The sequence below is a fragment of the Stenotrophomonas sp. 107298_Sma genome (assembly GCF_056480345.1).
On the sequence record NZ_CM151094.1, the window covers coordinates 790621 to 807634 of the forward strand.

The 17014-nt window shown below is 67.5% G+C and carries 18 protein-coding genes; 6 read left to right on the forward strand and 12 right to left on the reverse strand.

Going from position 1 to position 17014, the window contains the following annotated elements; translation table 11 throughout:
* Nucleotides 1-3 precede the first annotated feature (3 nt).
* Genes lgt through ACZK2G_RS03595 form a run of 4 tightly spaced genes read left to right on the forward strand, consistent with a single transcriptional unit; the run spans nt 4 to nt 2747 of the window.
* Nucleotides 4-891, forward strand: coding sequence for a prolipoprotein diacylglyceryl transferase (gene lgt, locus ACZK2G_RS03580; protein WP_478474720.1), 888 nt, complete (start codon nt 4-6; stop codon nt 889-891).
* Complete coding sequence (locus tag ACZK2G_RS03585; RefSeq protein WP_295376791.1) at nt 888-1682, forward strand: thymidylate synthase; 795 nt, start codon at nt 888-890, stop codon at nt 1680-1682. The genes lgt and ACZK2G_RS03585 overlap by 4 nt, the downstream gene beginning before the upstream one ends.
* Nucleotides 1683-1690: 8 nt before the next feature.
* Complete coding sequence (locus tag ACZK2G_RS03590) at nt 1691-2242, forward strand: hypothetical protein (protein WP_046984902.1); 552 nt, start codon at nt 1691-1693, stop codon at nt 2240-2242.
* 13 nt (nt 2243-2255) lie between these two features.
* A complete protein-coding gene (locus ACZK2G_RS03595) occupies nt 2256-2747 on the forward strand; it encodes a dihydrofolate reductase (protein ID WP_046984885.1) in 492 nt (163 codons plus the stop codon).
* Between the two features lie 28 nt (nt 2748-2775).
* Here the strand turns inward: ACZK2G_RS03595 and ACZK2G_RS03600 are convergent, their stop codons facing one another.
* From ACZK2G_RS03600 to ACZK2G_RS03650, 11 genes are all read right to left on the reverse strand, one after another.
* On the reverse strand, nt 2776-3690 hold the full coding sequence (locus ACZK2G_RS03600) for an IS110 family transposase (protein ID WP_478473386.1): 915 nt from the start codon (nt 3688-3690) through the stop codon (nt 2776-2778).
* A 282-nt stretch (nt 3691-3972) separates the two neighbouring features.
* Nucleotides 3973-4620, reverse strand: a complete 648-nt coding sequence (locus ACZK2G_RS03605; protein WP_046984886.1) for a DUF1287 domain-containing protein — start codon at nt 4618-4620, stop codon at nt 3973-3975.
* Nucleotides 4617-5660 carry a symmetrical bis(5'-nucleosyl)-tetraphosphatase gene (locus ACZK2G_RS03610; RefSeq protein ID WP_478474721.1) on the reverse strand — a complete coding sequence of 348 codons (1044 nt, stop codon included), beginning with the start codon at nt 5658-5660 and terminating at the stop codon, nt 4617-4619. Before ACZK2G_RS03610 ends, ACZK2G_RS03605 begins: the two co-directional genes overlap by 4 nt.
* Nucleotides 5661-5675: 15 nt before the next feature.
* Nucleotides 5676-6059 carry a Co2+/Mg2+ efflux protein ApaG gene (gene apaG, locus ACZK2G_RS03615; RefSeq protein ID WP_032968744.1) on the reverse strand — a complete coding sequence of 128 codons (384 nt, stop codon included), beginning with the start codon at nt 6057-6059 and terminating at the stop codon, nt 5676-5678.
* A 13-nt stretch (nt 6060-6072) separates the two neighbouring features.
* Nucleotides 6073-6876 carry a 16S rRNA (adenine(1518)-N(6)/adenine(1519)-N(6))-dimethyltransferase RsmA gene (gene rsmA / locus ACZK2G_RS03620; RefSeq protein ID WP_478474723.1) on the reverse strand — a complete coding sequence of 268 codons (804 nt, stop codon included), beginning with the start codon at nt 6874-6876 and terminating at the stop codon, nt 6073-6075.
* Nucleotides 6873-7853, reverse strand: a complete 981-nt coding sequence (gene pdxA, locus ACZK2G_RS03625) for a 4-hydroxythreonine-4-phosphate dehydrogenase PdxA (protein WP_046984889.1) — start codon at nt 7851-7853, stop codon at nt 6873-6875. Before pdxA ends, rsmA begins: the two co-directional genes overlap by 4 nt.
* Before the next feature lie 3 nt (nt 7854-7856).
* Nucleotides 7857-9203 carry a peptidylprolyl isomerase gene (locus ACZK2G_RS03630; RefSeq protein WP_253079223.1) on the reverse strand — a complete coding sequence of 449 codons (1347 nt, stop codon included), beginning with the start codon at nt 9201-9203 and terminating at the stop codon, nt 7857-7859.
* Complete coding sequence (gene lptD / locus ACZK2G_RS03635; protein WP_478474724.1) at nt 9200-11680, reverse strand: LPS-assembly protein LptD; 2481 nt, start codon at nt 11678-11680, stop codon at nt 9200-9202. The genes ACZK2G_RS03630 and lptD overlap by 4 nt, the downstream gene beginning before the upstream one ends.
* An 89-nt stretch (nt 11681-11769) precedes the next feature.
* Nucleotides 11770-12708: a histone deacetylase family protein gene (locus ACZK2G_RS03640; RefSeq protein ID WP_046984892.1), complete on the reverse strand. Its 939-nt coding sequence runs from the start codon at nt 12706-12708 to the stop codon at nt 11770-11772.
* 9 nt (nt 12709-12717) lie between these two features.
* Entirely contained in the window at nt 12718-13272 is a 555-nt protein-coding gene (locus tag ACZK2G_RS03645) for a cob(I)yrinic acid a,c-diamide adenosyltransferase (protein WP_004144563.1), read from the reverse strand.
* Nucleotides 13273-13280: 8 nt separating this feature from the next.
* Nucleotides 13281-13865 carry a hypothetical protein gene (locus tag ACZK2G_RS03650; protein WP_046984893.1) on the reverse strand — a complete coding sequence of 195 codons (585 nt, stop codon included), beginning with the start codon at nt 13863-13865 and terminating at the stop codon, nt 13281-13283.
* Nucleotides 13866-13972: 107 nt separating this feature from the next.
* Here ACZK2G_RS03650 and ubiH point away from each other — a divergent pair, with 107 nt between their 5' ends.
* Both ubiH and ACZK2G_RS03660 read left to right on the forward strand, forming a co-directional pair.
* Nucleotides 13973-15181, forward strand: a complete 1209-nt coding sequence (ubiH, locus tag ACZK2G_RS03655; protein WP_253079219.1) for a 2-octaprenyl-6-methoxyphenyl hydroxylase — start codon at nt 13973-13975, stop codon at nt 15179-15181.
* On the forward strand, nt 15178-16359 hold the full coding sequence (locus ACZK2G_RS03660; protein WP_478474726.1) for a UbiH/UbiF family hydroxylase: 1182 nt from the start codon (nt 15178-15180) through the stop codon (nt 16357-16359). Before ubiH ends, ACZK2G_RS03660 begins: the two co-directional genes overlap by 4 nt.
* 211 nt (nt 16360-16570) lie before the next feature.
* On the opposite strand, the gene ACZK2G_RS03665 is transcribed toward ACZK2G_RS03660, so the two are convergent.
* Nucleotides 16571-16966, reverse strand: coding sequence for an EF-hand domain-containing protein (locus ACZK2G_RS03665; RefSeq protein WP_136639918.1), 396 nt, complete (start codon nt 16964-16966; stop codon nt 16571-16573).
* Between the last annotated feature and the right edge of the window lie 48 nt (nt 16967-17014).

Genomic DNA, 17014 nt, shown 5'->3' on the forward strand with positions numbered 1-17014 from the left:
TCCATGATCTATTTCCACGACATCGACCCCATCGCCCTCTCGCTGGGACCGATCAAGGTGCACTGGTACGGCATCATGTACCTGCTCGGCTTCACCGCAGCATGGCTGCTGGGCCGCAAGCGCATCGCCGACGGACGCCTGCCGGGCGTCGATGCCAATGGTTTCTCCGACCTGCTGTTCTACGCCATGCTGGGCGTGGTGCTGGGCGGACGCGTCGGCTACATGCTGTTCTACGCGTTGGGTGATTTCCTGCACAACCCGCTGCTGCTGTTCAAGGTGTGGGACGGCGGGATGAGCTTCCACGGTGGCCTGCTGGGCGTGATCGCCGCCTGCTGGTGGTGGTCGCGCAAGCACCGCCTGCATTTCTTCGACACCATGGACTTCATGGCGCCGCTGGTGCCGCTGGGCCTGGGCTTCGGCCGCATCGGCAACTTCATCGGTGCCGAGCTGTGGGGCAAGTACACCGACGGCAGTTGGGGCGTGGTGTTCCCGTCCGGCCTGCCGGCCCCGTTGAACCAGCTCGACCACGCCACCCTGCAGGCGCAGTTCGCCAGCGGTGCGCTGAACCAGTTCGCGCGCCATCCCTCGCAGCTGTATGAAGCGTTGCTGGAAGGCCTGGTGATGTTCGTTGTGCTGTGGGCGGTGTCGGCCAAGCCGCGCCATCGTTACCTGGTGGGTGGCCTGTTCGCACTGCTGTACGGCGTCTTCCGCTTCGCGGTGGAATTCGTGCGCATGCCGGACAACGGCGTCTACGTGGCCTTCGGCTGGCTGACCAAGGGCCAGATCCTGTGCGTGCCGCTGATCGCCTTCGGCCTGGTGCTGCTGGTGATGTCGCGCCGTGCGCCGGTGCTGCAGCCGCAGCCGCTGGTGACGGCAGAGGGCAAGGCATGAAGGCCTACCTGGACCTGCTCTCGCACGTGCTCGAACACGGCGCGGAGAAGAGCGACCGCACCGGTACCGGCACCCGCAGCGTGTTCGGCTGGCAGATGCGCTTCAACCTGGCAGACGGTTTCCCGCTGGTCACCACCAAGAAGCTGCACCTGCGCTCGATCATCCACGAGCTGCTGTGGTTCCTGAAGGGCGATACCAACATCGGTTACCTCAAGGACAACCAGGTGCGCATCTGGGACGAGTGGGCCGACGAGAACGGCGACCTCGGCCCGGTGTACGGCAAGCAGTGGCGCAGCTGGGCCACGGCCGACGGCGGCCAGATCGACCAGATGCAGTGGCTGGTGGACGAGATCAAGCGCAATCCGGATTCGCGGCGGCTGGTGGTCAGTGCCTGGAACGTGGGCGAGCTCTCGCAGATGGCGTTGATGCCGTGCCACAACCTGTTCCAGTTCTACGTGGTGGACGGCAAGCTCAGCTGCCAGCTGTACCAGCGCAGCGGCGACATCTTCCTCGGTGTGCCGTTCAACATCGCCAGCTACGCGCTGCTGACCCACATGGTGGCGCAGGCCACCGGCCTGGGCGTGGGCGACTTTGTGCACACGCTGGGCGATGCGCACCTGTATTCGAACCACTTCGAGCAGGCCCGCGAGCAGCTGTCGCGTGAACCGCGCGCGCTGCCGACGCTGTGGTTGAACCCGGAGGTGACCGATCTGTTCGGCTTCCAGTTCGACGACATCCGCATCGACGGCTACGATCCGCATCCGGCGATCAAGGCGCCGGTGGCGGTATGAGCGCGCGCATGCTTTCCCGCTGCCTGTTGGCGCTGTGCGTTGCGCTGCCTCTGGGCATGGCCCAGGCCGCAGCGGCGGATACACTGTCGCTGGCCAGGCAGGTCAATGAGCAGATCGTGCACAAGCACATGCGCGAGGAAGTGCAGGCGTTCGCCGGAGCATTCAACGGCAGCACGATGCTGCCTCAGGATGTGCCGGCAGGGTGCCGGGCGCAGATGCGTGAGGCGGTAACCGGCATGTACGCGGCGATGACCGAGCACCTGAAGGCGGGTGTCGAGGATCCGGCCTATCAGCGTGAGCTTGAACAGCGCCTGGCCACCGTCTACTCCAGCGACCAGCTGAAGGCGTTCCTCGCGCGTGGTGCCGGCACCGACAATGCGGCGTTGTCGGCGGAGATCCTGTCGGGGCCGGGCCTGAAGGAGATCGAGGAAGCGCAGAAGCAGAAGATCATCAGCGGCCTGGATGAGCAGTCCACGTCGAGTCCGGCGCTGGCTGCAGCATTGCGGGCCGCCAGTGCCGCGAACGCTGCCTGCGAACGCCTGCAGATCGACGCCAGCTGAGGAGATCGCACTGATGAAGCTGTCGATGATCGTGGCGCTGGACCGCAACCGTGGCATCGGCCAGGGCAATGCCATGCCCTGGCATCTGCCGGATGATTTCAAGCACTTCAAGGCGCTCACCCTGGGCAAGCCGATCCTGATGGGGCGCAAGACCGCCGAATCGATCGGCCGTGTGCTGCCGGGGCGGACCAACCTGGTGCTGACCCGCAGCAGCCAGGTGCCGTTCGAGGGCATGCGCGCGGTGGCGTCGCTGGACGAGGCGAAGGCGATTGCCGAAGGCGAGGGCGCCAGCGAACTGTGCATCATCGGTGGCGGCGAGATCTTCCGTCAGCTGCTGGGCCAGGCCAGCGACCTGTACCTGACCTGGGTCGATGCCGAAGTGCCTGCCGATACCCACTTCCCCGAGGTGGACGCGCGTGACTGGCGGGAAGTGAGCAGCGAGCCGCACGCGGCCGACGAACGCCACGCCTACGCGTTCCGCTTCGTGCACTACGTGCGCCGTTGACCGCCGCGCATCTGTAGCAACTGTCTTGTCAGGCGGAGGCCATCTGGGCCTCCGCATCCCTTTTGCGGGCGTTGAGGATCACCAGCATCTTGCGCATCACCGCGACCAAAGCCACCTTGCCCGGCTTGCCCTGCTTGACGAGGGATTCAAAAAATTCCTTGAGCCGAGGCTCATAGCGTTTGGCCGTCAGCGCCGCCATGTAGAGCGCTTCGCGTACAACGGCGCGGCCTCCGGTGATGCATCGTCGCCCTTTCCAGGTTCCGCTTTCGCGGTTCATGGGGGCAACCCCTACCAAGGCCGAGATGGCTTTCCCGCTGAGCTTGCCCAGCTCCGGGAGCTCGCAGGCCAGGGTTGCCATCAACACCGGGCCGGCACCTTTGAGCTTGGCAAAGTCACGCCATCCTTCCTGTTCGGCCAGCAGCGCTGCGATGGTGGCGTCGAGCTGCTTGATGCTTTTCTGGATCTCGCCCAGGTGCTGATTCAGCATGGAAATCAGGCTGGGTTCGCTGAACGCGCGCATGCGCTGATGCTCGCTCACCCGCATCTGGACCAGGTGGCGACGTCGCTGGCACAGCTCACCCAGGCGGCGCTGCCAAGCCGCTGGCGGTACGTAGCGGGTCAGTTTTAGGGCATCGGCCATGTGGGCCAGCACCATGGCATCAATACGATCGGTCTTGGCCTGCTTTCCCGTGGCTGAGGCAAAGCTGCGGCCACGGCCAGGATTGATTCGTACCATCGGCAGGCCTGCTTCATGCAGCGCATCCAGTGCCTTTTGCTCGTAGCCGCCACTGGCCTCGAGCACGACCTGCTTGGCTGGCCACTGCTGCAACCACCGGATCAGGCTATTCCAGCCACGTTTGCTGTTCTTGAACTGGCGAAAGGCCTGTTCATGGACGGCAACATCCAGATTCTCACCACTGACATCGATCCCGATCCCAAACATGAGATAACTCCGCTAGGCTGACAGGGCCGAGAGCTCCCCCCGCTTGCCCAGTCTTATCAGTGCGAGCGCCAACTCGATCAACTGTTCGGGCGGATCAGGGAGAAACCGGCGCGGAGATCCTTGCTACAGAGCGATCGAGAAGACCTAGAGCCGAACGGTCGCCCGCGCCGGGCTCTCGGCACCTAAGGTGCCAGAGTCGCAAGAGATAAGAGCCGAGCCATGCTCGGCTGCTGTTGCCAGATACATCCCGTAGCCGAGCATGGCTCGGCTCTACACGATTGCCTACGGCATCCGGTAATGCCCGATGATCGTGTGTTGGAACAGCAGGTTCTCTTCCCGCGTGCCGCGCGCGATGTTGTGCAGCACCAGCGGCGTGCCATCGGTCAAGCGCCGGTCGGAGACGATGCCCACATGCAGCAGGCCGTTGCCGCTGAGCTTCCAGGCGACGATGTCGCCGGCTGCGTAGTCGGCGGCGGCGGTGCTGATCGGCTGCTGCCAGCGCTGCCGCTCGAACCAGCGCATCAGGTTCGGTACGCGACGATGATCGATGTTGCGGTCCGGCCGTGACAGGCCCCAGATCGATGGGTAGGCGCTGAAGTTGCCGCGCATGTCTTCGTGCACGCGGGCCTGGAGGTCCAGGCCCTGGCTGCGCAGAGCGCGCACCACCACGTCGGTGCAGACGCCGCGATCCAGCGGGACGTCGCCGCCGGGATAGGCCAGCACCTGGTAAGCAGGGTCGTAGCGGGTGGTGACGCCGACCTGCGCGCGTGCCGCATCCACCAGTGGCGGTGAAGCGGCCTGCGGTTGCGTCGGTGCGCGTTCAGCGCCGCCCGCAGCGGTGGAAGCAGGCGGCGAGCCGGGCTGGCAGCCGCTGGCCAGAGCCAGCGTCAGCAGCAGCACCGTCCATGGTGCGCAGCCAGGTCGTGTCATGCCTGCGGTGGTGCGCCGTTGTTGTTGCCACCACCGCCGTTGCCACCACCGCCGTTGCCGCTACCGCCAGCGCCGCCACGACGGCGACGGCGACGCGGACCACGGTTGCCCGGGTTGGCAGCGGGCGTGTTGCCGCCGCCCTGTTCCTTGCCCTGCGCCGCAGCGGCGGGCCGCTCGTGCGCCGGTCGCGCCGGCGGACGTGCATGCGGCACCGGTGCCGGCACATCGCGGCCCGGTACCTGCACCACGCGCAGTTCTTCGGTGTCGAGCTGGATTGCGGTGAGCTTGCCGCCCCACACCGCACCGGTATCGATGGCGTGCACGCCCTGGGTGATGGTCAGGCCGAGCGCCGACCAGTGGCCACAGACAATCTTGAGGTCGCGCTCGACCCGGCCCGGCACTTCGAACCAGGGGTACAGCCCCTGTTCCTGCGTGCCCGGCGTGCCCTTGTCCTCGATGCCGATGCGCCCACGCGGGGTGCAGTAGCGCATGCGGGTGAGCACGTTGATGATCGCGCGCGAGCGGTCGTAGCCGGACAGGTTCGGTGCCCAGCTCGGCTTGTCGCCATACATGTTGCGGAACAGCTTGCGGTAGCCGGCGCCGTGCAGCTGCACTTCGACTTCAGCGGCATGCCGCTCGGCCATCTGCGTGGTCCACTTCGGCGCCAGGCCGGCATGCACCATCATCCAGCCCAGCTCGCGGTCCACGTGCACCAGCTTCTGCAGGCGCAGCCAGTCCAGCAGTTCGTCGCGGTCCTCGGCCTGCACGATGCGCAGCAGGTCCGGATTGACCTTGCGCTGTTCCTCTTCGGTGCGCGCACCGACGGCCAGCAGCGATAGATCATGGTTGCCCAGCACCACCACGCTGTGCTCGCGCAGCGAGTGCACCAGCCGCAGCGTTTCCAGCGACTGGCCGCCGCGGTTGACCAGGTCGCCACAGAACCACAGGGTGTCCTGCGCGGGGTCGAAGCGGATCTTCTCCAGCAATCGCTGGGTGACGTCATAGCAGCCCTGCAGGTCGCCGATCGCCCACACACTCATCGTTCGGCCTCCGTGTCAGTGCAGGGTGCGCGGGATGGCCAGCACGAAAGGTGCGACCGCCGCAGCGAATTCGGTGCCATCGTCGGCAACCATGTCGTAGTGCCCCTGCATGGTCCCGTGATCGGTCCCCAGCATGACACCGGAGGTGTAACGGAAGTCTTCACCGGGGCGGAGGCGTGGCTGCTCGCCGATCACGCCATCGCCATCGACGTGCTCGACGCGGCCGTTGGCATCGGTGATGCGCCAATGGCGTGCGATCAGGCGCGCGGCGACCTGCCCCTGGTTGTGGATGCGGATCGTATAGGCGAACGCATAGCGGCCGTCTTCCGGCGCGGATTGATCGTCGAGGAAGCGCGGTGCGACTTCGACGGAGATGGCGTAAACGTCAGCGTCTTCCATACCGGCAGTGTAATCAGGAGGCATTGGCCAAAGCGATGAATTCGGCCACGTCCAGCTGTTCGGCACGGGCATCGGGACGCACGCCGGCGGCAGCGAACTGCTCGGCGGACACCACGTTGTTCAGGGCATTGCGCAGGGTCTTGCGGCGCTGCCCGAAGGCGGCCTTGACCACTTCGGCGAAACGCTTGTGATCGCGGATGTTGATCGTGGCCGGGTCACGAGGCACCAGCCGCACCACGGCCGAATCGACCTTCGGCGGCGGCCGGAACGCGCCCGGCGGCACCACGAACAGCGAGGTCACCTCGCAGTACGCCTGCAGCATCACGCTGAGACGGCCGAACACCTTGCTGCCGGGGCCGGCGGCCATGCGGTCGACCACTTCCTTCTGCAGCATGAAGTGCATGTCGCGGATCATTGCGGCATGTTCCAGCGCATGGAACAGGATCGGCGAGGAGATGTTGTAGGGCAGGTTGCCGACCAGGCGGATCGGCTGGCCGTCGGCCAGTTCGGTGAAGTCCACACGCAGCACATCGCGGTGGACGATGGTCAGCTCGCCCAGCGGCTCGGCGGCCGCGGTCAGCGGCGCGATCAGGTCGCGGTCGAACTCGATCACCGTCAGCTTCGGGTGCACGCGCAGCAGCGGCAGGGTGATCGCACCCTGACCCGGGCCGATCTCGACCAGGCGGTCACCGTCTTTCGGGTTGACTGCCATCACGATCTTGTCGATGTAGTGGCGGTCGGCCAGGAAATGCTGGCCAAGCTGCTTCTTGGCCGGTGCGGTGAACACCGGGCCGGAGGGGGAATGCGGGGAATTCATGCGCTCAGTGTACGTTGCCGCGCAAGCTGCGCACACAGCGTCGTTGCCGCCTGCAGGCTGGAGGGATCGGCGATGCCGCGGCCGGCAAGATCCAGCGCGGTGCCATGGTCCACGGCCACGCGCGGGTAGGGCAGGCCCAGGGTCAGGTTCACCGCCTGCTCGAAGCCGGAGTACTTCAGCACCGGCAGGCCCTGGTCGTGGTACATCGCCAGCACGGTGTCGAAGCCGGCCAGCTTGGCGGGCAGGAAGGCGGTGTCGGCCGGCAGTGGCCCGACCAGGTCCATGCCCTCGGCGCGCAGGCGCTGCAGCAGGGGGATGACCAGGTCCAGCTCCTCGCGGCCCAGATGGCCGTCTTCGCCGGCGTGCGGGTTCAGACCGAGTACGGCGATGCGTGGCGCGGCCAGGCCGAACTCGCGGCGCAGCGCGGCATGCACGGTGCGCAGGGTGCGTTCCAGGCCGGGCGCGGTGATCGCATCGGCCACGTCGCGCAGCGGCAGGTGGGTGGTGACCAGCGCCACGCGGACGATGTGGTTGGCCAGCATCATCACCACCTTTACCCCGGCCTGGTCGGCCAGCAGTTCGGTAGTGCCGCTGTAGGCGATGCCGCCCTCGTTGATGACCGCCTTGTGCACCGGGCCGGTGACCACGCCATGCAGCTCGCCGGACAGGCAGGCCTGGCCGGCACCGAGCAGGGCGCTGATGACCGCGCCGGCATTGGCCGGATCGGCCTGGCCGAAATGGCTGGTTACGGCATTGGGGACGGTGCGCAGGCGCAGATCGCCGGGGACGCGTGCTTCGGCGTCTTCGGGCAGCAGCTGCAGCGGCAGATTCAGCGCGGCAGCGGCCGCGCGCAGGGTGTCCGGGTCGGCGAAGGCCAGCAGCCGACAATCTTCACGCGGCTGCTGGACAAGGCGGACGCACAGCTCCGGGCCGATCCCGGCGGGCTCGCCCGGTACCAGAGCGAGCTCGGGGCGCATCGGTCAGGACTGCGGCGGGGTCGCGGTATTTTCCGCGCGGTCGCCGCTGCGGAAGCTGACGTAGGCTTCGCCACGCAGTTCCTGCAGGAAGCGGTTGTACTCGTCTTCCAGCTTGCGGCGGCCGATGGTCTCGCGGACCTGGGCACGCTGGTTGTCGGTGGTCACGTCGGTCTGGCGGGTGGCCACGCGCTGCACGATGTGCCAGCCCGCATCGGTGCGGAACGGCTGGCTGATGCCGCCATCCTGCACGCCTTCCACCTGCTGGCCGAAAGCCGGGCCGAACGCATCGGCCGGGAACCAGCCCAGATCACCGCCCTGGCCCTTGGTGTTGTTGTCCTCGGAGGACTCCCTGGCCACGGCCTCGAACTCGGCGCCACCGGCAATGCGGGCGCGCAGGGTATCGATCTTGGCCTTGGCAGCGGCGTCGGTCTGGTGATCGTCCACGCGCACCAGGATGTGGCGGCCGTGGTATTCGGTGACCGTGTGTTCACCCGCACCGGCGGCGCTGGCATCGCGCACTTCCACCAGCTTCAGCAGCTGGAAGCCGCTGGGACCACGGATCGGGCCGACCACTTCACCGGCCTTCATCTTTGACATCGTCTGTGCGAATGCGGCCGGGATTTCATCCAGGCTGCGCCAGCCCAGGTCGCCGCCTTCCAGCGCGTTGGGGCTGTCCGAATAGCGCACCGCAGCCGCATTGAAGTCCAGCTCGCCCTTGTCCAGCAGCGCCTTCACGCCGTCGGCCTTCTTCTGGCCGGTGGCGATCTGGTCGGCGTTGGCACCGTCGGGCACCGCGATCAGGATGTGCGCCAGGTGGTACTGGTTGCCGACCGTGGCCTGCTGCTTCAGCGCGGCATCGACTTCACCCTCGCTGACGCTGATGCGGCTCTGTGCGAAGCTCTGGCGCAGGCGCTGCACGGTGATCTCATCACGCACCGAGGCGCGGAAATCGGCGAAATCAATGCCGTCCTGGGCCAGGCGCTGGCGCAGCGCGTCCAGGTTCGAGCCGTTCTGCTGGGCGATGGCATTCATCGCCTGGTTCAGCTCCTGGTCGCTGACCCGGATGCCGCTGCCCTGGGCGCGGGCCACCTGCAGCTTGACCAGCACCAGGCGCTCAAGCACCTGGCGGCTGAGCACGTCTTCCGGCGGCAGCTGGGCCTCACGGCCGACGTACTGCGCCTTGATGTTGGCGATCGCACGCTGGAGTTCGCTCTGCAGGATCACGTCTTCATCGACGACGGCGGCGATGCGGTCAAGCGGCTGCGCCTCCTGGGCAAGCACCTGCAGGGGGGCGGACACGCTGGACACCGCCAGCAGCGAGGCGAGAAGAACGGGGAAGCGCTTGGTCATGGGATCAGATTCGGATCGTAGTCATCGCGGGTCACTCCGGTGTTGCTGGGCGGCACGAGATAGAGGTCGTCGCGGTTATAGCCGAGGATAGCACGGCGCAGAGTGCGGTCCGTGTCCTGGCCGATGGAGCTCAAGCCCTTGAGCACGAACTCGAGCTGGATGGAGTTGTTCATGTCGCCTTCGCGGTTGCGCACGTAGCGACGGGCCACCGCGCGCACGGCCAGGCAGCAGCTGTCCCACTGCACGCCGGCGATGATTTCCAGCGGTTCCTTGTCCTGCAGCGAGTAGTAATAGCGGCCGACCAGGCTCCACCGCGCATTCAGCGGGTACAGGAACGACAGGTCGGCCTGCTCCAGCAGGGTCCGGTCATGCTTGTTGGCGGTCGCCGGGGCGCCCGCATTGATGCGATAGCGGTAGCTCAGGTTGACCACGCCGTCGTTGGGCATCAGGTAGCGGGCGCGGACGCTGGCCAGGTCCTCGCGCTTGTACTTCGGGTCCCACTGGTAGGTGGCACCCAGCGTCCAGCGGTCGTTGATCATGTAGTTGCCGTCGGCGATCCAGGCCGACTTGCCCTTCTCCACCGGCGCCCCGCCCGGCGTGGTGCTGACCCGCGATTCATCGAAGTACTGGATCTGGCCGATCGCGGCCGAGAAGCGTTCCTTGCCGGTGGTCTGGTCGATGAAGCGGGTGCCCAGCGCCAGGGTCAGCTGGTTGGCATCGTTCTGGCGGTCGGCGCCGGTATAGCGCGAGTCGCGGAACAGCTGGCCCCAGCTGAAGGTGAAGTCGCGGGTATCGAAGATCGGCAGCTCGTCCTGGTTGCGGTAGGGCGTGCGCAGGTAGAACAGGCGCGGCTCCAGGGTCTGCAGGAAAGACTTGCCACCGATCGATGTCTCGCGATCGAAGAACAGGCCGGCGTCGATGCTGCCGATCGGCAGGCTGCGGCTGGGCGAGGTGTTGCCGCGCAGCTGCTCGGGCGTGGCGGTGTTCGGGTCGATGCCCTGCGAGCTCAGCACGGTACGACGGACACTGTCGGCAAGGCCGCGATCCAGCTCATAACCGGTGTAGCGGTAGGCCAGGGTCGGGGTCACGTACCAGGCTGCGCCGCTGATCGGGAATGACACGTAGGGCTTCACGTCCAGGCGCGAACCACCGTACATGCGCTGGACCTGACCTGTGCGGGTGTACTGCAGGTCGGTGCCGGCACTGGTGTCGTACTTGAAGTTGATGTCGTCGTGGGTGAAGCGCACGGCTTCGGTGTAGACGCCGGTCTCCAGCCACGACAGCACCGGCTTGTTCCAGTTGAAGAACAGGCGCGGTTGGCGGTTGTACGGCAGGGCGCTTTCGTTGAGCGTGTAGTCGGTCAGCTGCCAGCGGTCGGCCATGATGCCGGCCGTCCAGTTCTGGCCGGTGCCGTACAGGCCGATGGTGCTCTGCAGGTTGGAGGCGGTCACGCCCACCAGGCGATTGGCGAAGTCCTCGACATAGCGCTCGTCGCTGACCCAGGCCAGGTTGGCGCGGGCCTGCCAGTGGCTGTTCACGTTGTGGTAGCCGTCGAACATCACCCGGCCGCGGTCGCGGTCGCGGAGCTTGTCGTTGGGCATGTAGCTGGTCAGCACCTCGCCACGGCCGCCGTTGTAGAGGTAGCGGAACTCGTTGTCGAGCAGCAGGCCGCGCCGGCTCATGTAGCGCGGGGTCAGGGTGTCGTCGTAGTTCGGCGCCAGATTGAAGTAGATCGGCTGCGCGTAGTCGACACCGTTGCGGCCGGACATGCCCAGCTGCGGGAACAGCAGGCCGGTCTTGCGGCGGTCATCGATCGGGAACTTGAAGTAGGGCGCCCACAGCACCGGCACCTTGCCGATGCGCAGTACGGCGTTGCGGGCCGTGCCGAAGCCTTCGTCGTTGTCCACCTCGATCTGCGGCGCCGACAGCTTCCACACCGGCTGCGACGGGTCGCAGGTGGTGTAGGTCGAGCGGTGCATCTGGCCGACCGCGCCCTGCAGGTCGACCGATTCGGCATCGCCGTTGCCCCGGCGCGACACCAGCTGGTACTTGATGTCGGAGATCTTGTGGGTGTCGCTTTCCTGGTTGCCTTCGGCGCGCTTGGCGACCATCCGGATCGACCCGTCCTGGTAGCGGACATTGCCGTCGGCGATGTAGTTGCCGGTCTCGGTGTCGAAGCTGAGCTTGTCGGTACCGACGAACTGGTCACCCCGGCGCAGCGCCACGTTGCCCTCGTACTGCGGCACGGTGGTGGTGCCCAGCAGCTGGTCGCCTTCGATGTCGGTCGGCTGGTTCTCGCGGGCGGCCGCGGCGGCAGCCTTGTCCTGGGCGGGGACCGGAGTGGGGGCGTCGGTGAACGCGGGAATGACGTCGGTGGCCGGGCACAGGCCCCAGTTGAGCGGCTTATCATCGGCCATCGCCGGCAGGCTGATGGCGATGCTCAGAGGCAGGGGAAGCAGGCGGAGGGCTCGGCGCACGCGGTTCGGATTCGGGCGAAAACGGACGGTAGCTTGCCCCATCCCTTGCATAGGGGCAATGAAGGGCGCGGGAGGCTGCCGGTTCGGGTTCATCCGGCGGAGGCACCCGCAGAGGGGGTGATCATGGCCTGGACATGGGCGACGCTGCACTCCGCCAGGGCCTGCAGGTCGTAGCCTCCCTCCAGCATCGAGACCACCCGGCCGGCGGCGTGACGGCGTGCCAGCGCATGCAGTTCACGGGTGATCCAGGCGAAATCGTCGGTCTCCAGCATCAGGTCCGCCTGCGGATCACGCAGGTGGGCATCGAAGCCCGCCGAGATCAGCAGCAGCTGTGGGCGGAAGTCGTCGATGGCTGGCAGCATCTCGTCGGCCCAGACGTTGCGGAAGCGGAAGCCGCCACTGCCCGGCGGCAGCAGGATGTTCATCAGGTTGCCCGCGCCGCGGTCGCGGCGCAGGCCCGAGTTGGGGAACAGCCCGGCCTGGTGGGTACTGTAGTAAGAAACGCGGGCGTCGTGCTGGAAGATGTCCTGGGTGCCGTTGCCGTGGTGCACGTCGAAATCGACCACCGCGATCCGCTCCAGGCCATGGCGGTCGCGGGCATAGGCGGCGGCGATGGCGATGTTGTTCAGCAGGCAGAAGCCCATCGCCGTGCTGCTGGTGGCGTGGTGGCCCGGCGGGCGTACCGCGCAGAAGGCCAGCGGGTCCTCGCCCAGCATCACCGCATCGACCGCGGCCACGCCGGCACCGGCGGCGTGCACGGCGGCGCTGGCCGAACCCGGCGAGGTCCAGGTGTCCATATCCAGCTGGCGCAGCGGCGCGGTCTGCGGCTGCAGCACGAAGTCGAGCAGGGCGCTGTCGTGGACCCGGGTCAGTTCACCGAACTTGGCTGGCGGCGCCTCGCGCCAGTCCAGCTGGCCGGGGAAGGCAGCGTGGAGTGCGTCCAGTACATGCTGCAGGCGTTGCGGGCACTCGGGATGGCCGGGGCCGGGGTCATGCAGCAGGCAGGACGGATGGGTATAGACCAGCATCGTGCCGACTCAGCGCTGGCGCTGCTGTGGTTGCCACAGCGCTTCGCCGTGGCCATCGGCACGGGCCAGCACCCGGGCCAGCACGAACAGCAGGTCCGACAACCGGTTGAGGTACTGCAGCGCCTCGCTGCGCACAGCCTCGTGGCGGGCCAGGGTGACCGTCTCGCGCTCGGCGCGGCGGACGATGGTGCGCGCCAGGTGGCAGCGTGCAGCGGCCTCGCCGCCGGCCGGCAGGATGAACTCCTTCAGCATTGGCAGGCCGGCGTTGTAGTGGTCCAGCTGCTGCTCCAGCGCGGAGACATCGGCGGCGTGGATCGCAGCATGGCCGGGGATGCACAGCTCGGCGCCGAGGTCGAAAAGCTGGTGTTGCAGATGCACGACCAGCGCGCGCACGTCCTCGGGCAACGGGGCGGCCAGCAGCAGGCCGAGCGCGGCATTGGCCTCGTCGACGGTGCCGTAGGAGGCAACGCGGGCGTCATCCTTGGCCACGCGCTGGCCGTCACCGAGGCCGGTGCTGCCGTCGTCGCCGGTGCGGGTGTAGATGCGCGAGAGGCGATGACCCATGGTGCGGCTCAGTGGCGGATGTCGCGGCGGGCCTGCTGGAGCTTCAACATCTGCTCCACGGCCAGCTGCAGGGCGGCGGCCAGCGCCACATAGATCGCCGTGGTGCGCAGGTAGGGCCCGAACCACTGCGCGTAGTTCTGTGCCCAGCCGGCCAGGGTCGGCTCGGCCACGTTGCGGCTGCTCCAGTAGAAGCCGCCCTGCGCCAACAAGTGGCAGACCGCCACCGAGGCGACCAGCAGCAGCGCCCCCTTGGCCAGCACCGACCAGCGCGCGCTCTGGTAGTTGCGGCCCAGCAGCATCCCGCCAGCCCACAGCGAGAAGTACGCGGGCAGCAGCAGCCAGTAGCCCGGCGACACGCAGTAGTGCTGCCAGAAGTCCAGGCCGCTGCTGCGGATCACGATCCAGTCGACCAGCACCGCGAACAGCATCAGCAGTGGGAACGCCCAGCGCGTCCAGCGCGCCAGATAGAAGCCACCGATGAAGAACACGGCCCAGGAGGCATCGGGAATCGCCGCGAAGTGGTTGACGCGGGTCGCCGCCAGCAGCAGTACGAGTACTGACAGGACGAAGGCGCGGTTGGCGGTGTCGGACATGGCAGCGGGCCCGGAGCGGATTCAGGTTTCATTCTAGCCCGCCGCGCGGGTTGGCGCAGGCGGGATGCATTGGGCTTGCAGTGGGGGTGAGCGCGTATCATGAGCCCATGAGTGAACGACATGACGTGCTGATCGTCGGTGGCGGGCTGGTCGGCGCCAGCCTGGCCATTGCCCTGGACCGCCTGGGCCGCGACGTGGGCCTGCTCGAGGCCAGCCCGGCAGGTGAGCTGCCGGCGGTGTTCGACCAGCGCAACCTCAGTTTCGCCGCCGCCACCGTCAATGCGCTGACCGCGCTGGGGGTGATGCAGAAGCTGTCGATGGCCCCCGGCCCTATCCGCCGCATCCATGTCAGCCGTGCCGGCGACTTCGGACGGGTACAGCTCGAAGCGGCCGATTACGACAGGCCGTGGTTTGGCCAGGTAGTGGTCGCGCGGGATTTCGGCCAGGCGCTGGAAGCACGGCTTCTGGAACTTCCGCGCCTGCGCCGTTACCGGCCGATGCGGTTCCTGGGGCTGGGCGACGTGGTCGACGGCTACCGCCAGGTGCGGGTGGCTGACGAGGCCGGCGAGCGCGTGCTGCTGGCACGTCTGGTGGTGGGGGCCGATGGCACCACCAGCGGCGTGCGTGGCGCGCTGGGCATCGAGGTCGACCGCCATGATTTCCAGCAGACCCTGTTCGTGGCCCGCGTGCGCAGCCAGCGCGCGCCGGACGGCACCGCCTGGGAGCGGTTCACCGATACCGGTCCGACTGCCCTGCTGCCGCGTGGCGATCGTCACTTCGGCACCGTGCACGGCGTAGCGCGCGATCAGGCCGATGCAGTAATGGCGCTGGACGATGCCGCCTGGCTGCAACGCCTGCAGAGCGCGATCGGCTGGCGTGCCGGCCGCCTGCTCGAGTCCGGCCCGCGCAGCGCCTATCCGCTCATACAGGTGCTGGCGCGCGCGCTGGCCGGTGAGCGTACGGTGTTGCTCGGCAATGCCGCGCAGACCATCCATCCGTTGGGTGCACAGGGCTTCAACCTGGGCCTGCGCGATGCGCTGACCCTGGCCGAACTGCTGGAGGATGCGCATGAGGATGCCGGCAGTGATGCATTGCTGCAGGCCTATGTCGCGCGCCGCGAGGAAGACCGCCGGCAGACGGTGGCGTTCTCCGGTGGCCTAGCGCGCCTGACCAGCAACCCGGCACCGTTGATGCGGCCGCTGCGCAGCCTCGGCTTGGTGGCCGCACAACGCGCGTCGGTGCAGTCGATGCTGGTCGGTGGCGCGATGGGCTTCCGTGGCGACGTGCCGCGCCTATGCCGCGGAGAAGCTGCATGAGCCGGCGCATGCGTCTTGATGTGGCCATCGTTGGTGGTGGCGTGGTCGGTGCCGCGTGTGCGTTGGCGCTGGCCGATGCCGGCCTGTCGGTTGCGCTGGTGGAAGGCCGTGAACCGGCACCGTGGCAGGCCGCCCAGCCGGACCTGCGCGTGTTCGCCTTCGCCGCTGACAACGTACAACTGTTGAACCGCCTGGGCGTGTGGCCGGTGATCGCGCAGGCCCGCGCCTGGCCTTACCGGCGCATGCAGGTGTGGGATGCCGCCGGCGGTGAGGATCTGTTGTTCGATGCCGACCGCTTCGGTCGTCGCGAGCTGGGCTACATCGTCGAGAACGGCTTGTTGCAGGACCGCCTGTGGGCGGCACTGCCAGCGGCGGGCGTGCAGCTGCATTGCCCGGCACGGGTGGAAGCGCTGGAACAGGATGATGACGGTGTTCGCCTGCGCCTGGACGACGGTCGCCGCCTGGAAGCAGCGCTGGCAGTGGCGGCCGATGGCGCCGAGTCGACCCTGCGCCAACTGGCCGGGATCGAGGTGGAGCGGCATGACTACCACCAGCGTGGCGTGGTGGCCTATGTGGACAGCGAACTGCCGAACCAGGCCACCGCATGGCAGCGCTTCCTGCCGACCGGGCCGCTGGCGCTGCTGCCGGTGGCCGAGCGTCGCAGTTCGATTGTCTGGACTCTGCCCGAGGATGAAGCAGCGCGCGTGCTGGCGCTGGACGAGGACGCCTTCGACCGCGAACTGACGCGTGCGTTCGCCGCGCGCCTGGGCGAACTGCGGCTGGCATCAGCGCGTGCGGCGTTCCCGCTGCGTCGGCAGCTGGCCCGTCACTACGTGGCCGGCCGCGTGCTGGCATTGGGTGATGCCGCGCACGTGGTGCATCCGCTGGCCGGGCAGGGCGTGAACCTGGGCCTGCGCGATGTTGCCGCTCTGCAGCAGTGGCTGGCGCCGTCGGCCGAACGTCGCGGACAGCCGCGGCTGTCGCCGCAGCGCCTGCAGCGCTGGGCACGGGAACGGCGCAGTGACAACCAGATCGCCGCCTACAGTTTCGATGCGATCAATCGGCTGTTCTCCAACGACGAGATGCACCTGACCCTGGCCCGCGGCCGCGCGCTGGGCTGCGTCGGCAAGTGGCCGCCGCTGGTGCAGGCGTTCTGGAAGCGCGCCGCCGGGGTCTGACCGGAATACAGGCCGCTCTGGCAGGTGGCAACGCCGCTCTGGTAGGTGCCAACCTTGGTTGGCACAAGGCTGGAAACAGCCTCGCCTCATCTGGGTCCAGGATGCCTGATGGATGTGCCAACCAAGGTTGGCACCTACCAGAAGCGGGCTCCGCTACCGCCGTTGATCCAGTAGCTCCACGCCATGCGTGGATGAAGATCGCGCCGGTGAATCAATCAACCAGCCAACCGGCCAGATCGGCACGGTCCAGCTTGCCGCGACGCTTCACGTCCAACGCATTGAACTCATCGGCCAGCGCCGGATTCGCCTGCGCTTCTTCGCGGCTGATGAAACCATCGCTGTTCACATCCAGCGCAGCGAAGTGGATGCGGTACTGGCCGACCACGCTGCTGGGTTCCAGCGAGCGCACGGTCACCTGTGCCTCGCCGGCCGGCCGTGCAATCTCGACGCTGCCGCTGACCCGGCCGGCATCCAGCGGTTGCTGGCGGATCGCTCCGCCGGTCCGACCCAGCGGCTGGCTCTGCGCCGGCATGGGCGGCAACTGCTGTGCAATGGCCGGCGCCGTTGCAAGCAGCGCGATCAGTATCGGAATCGAGCGGTATCGCATGATTGCCATTCCTCGGTAGCGCCGGGCCACGCCCGGCGGGCGCGATGG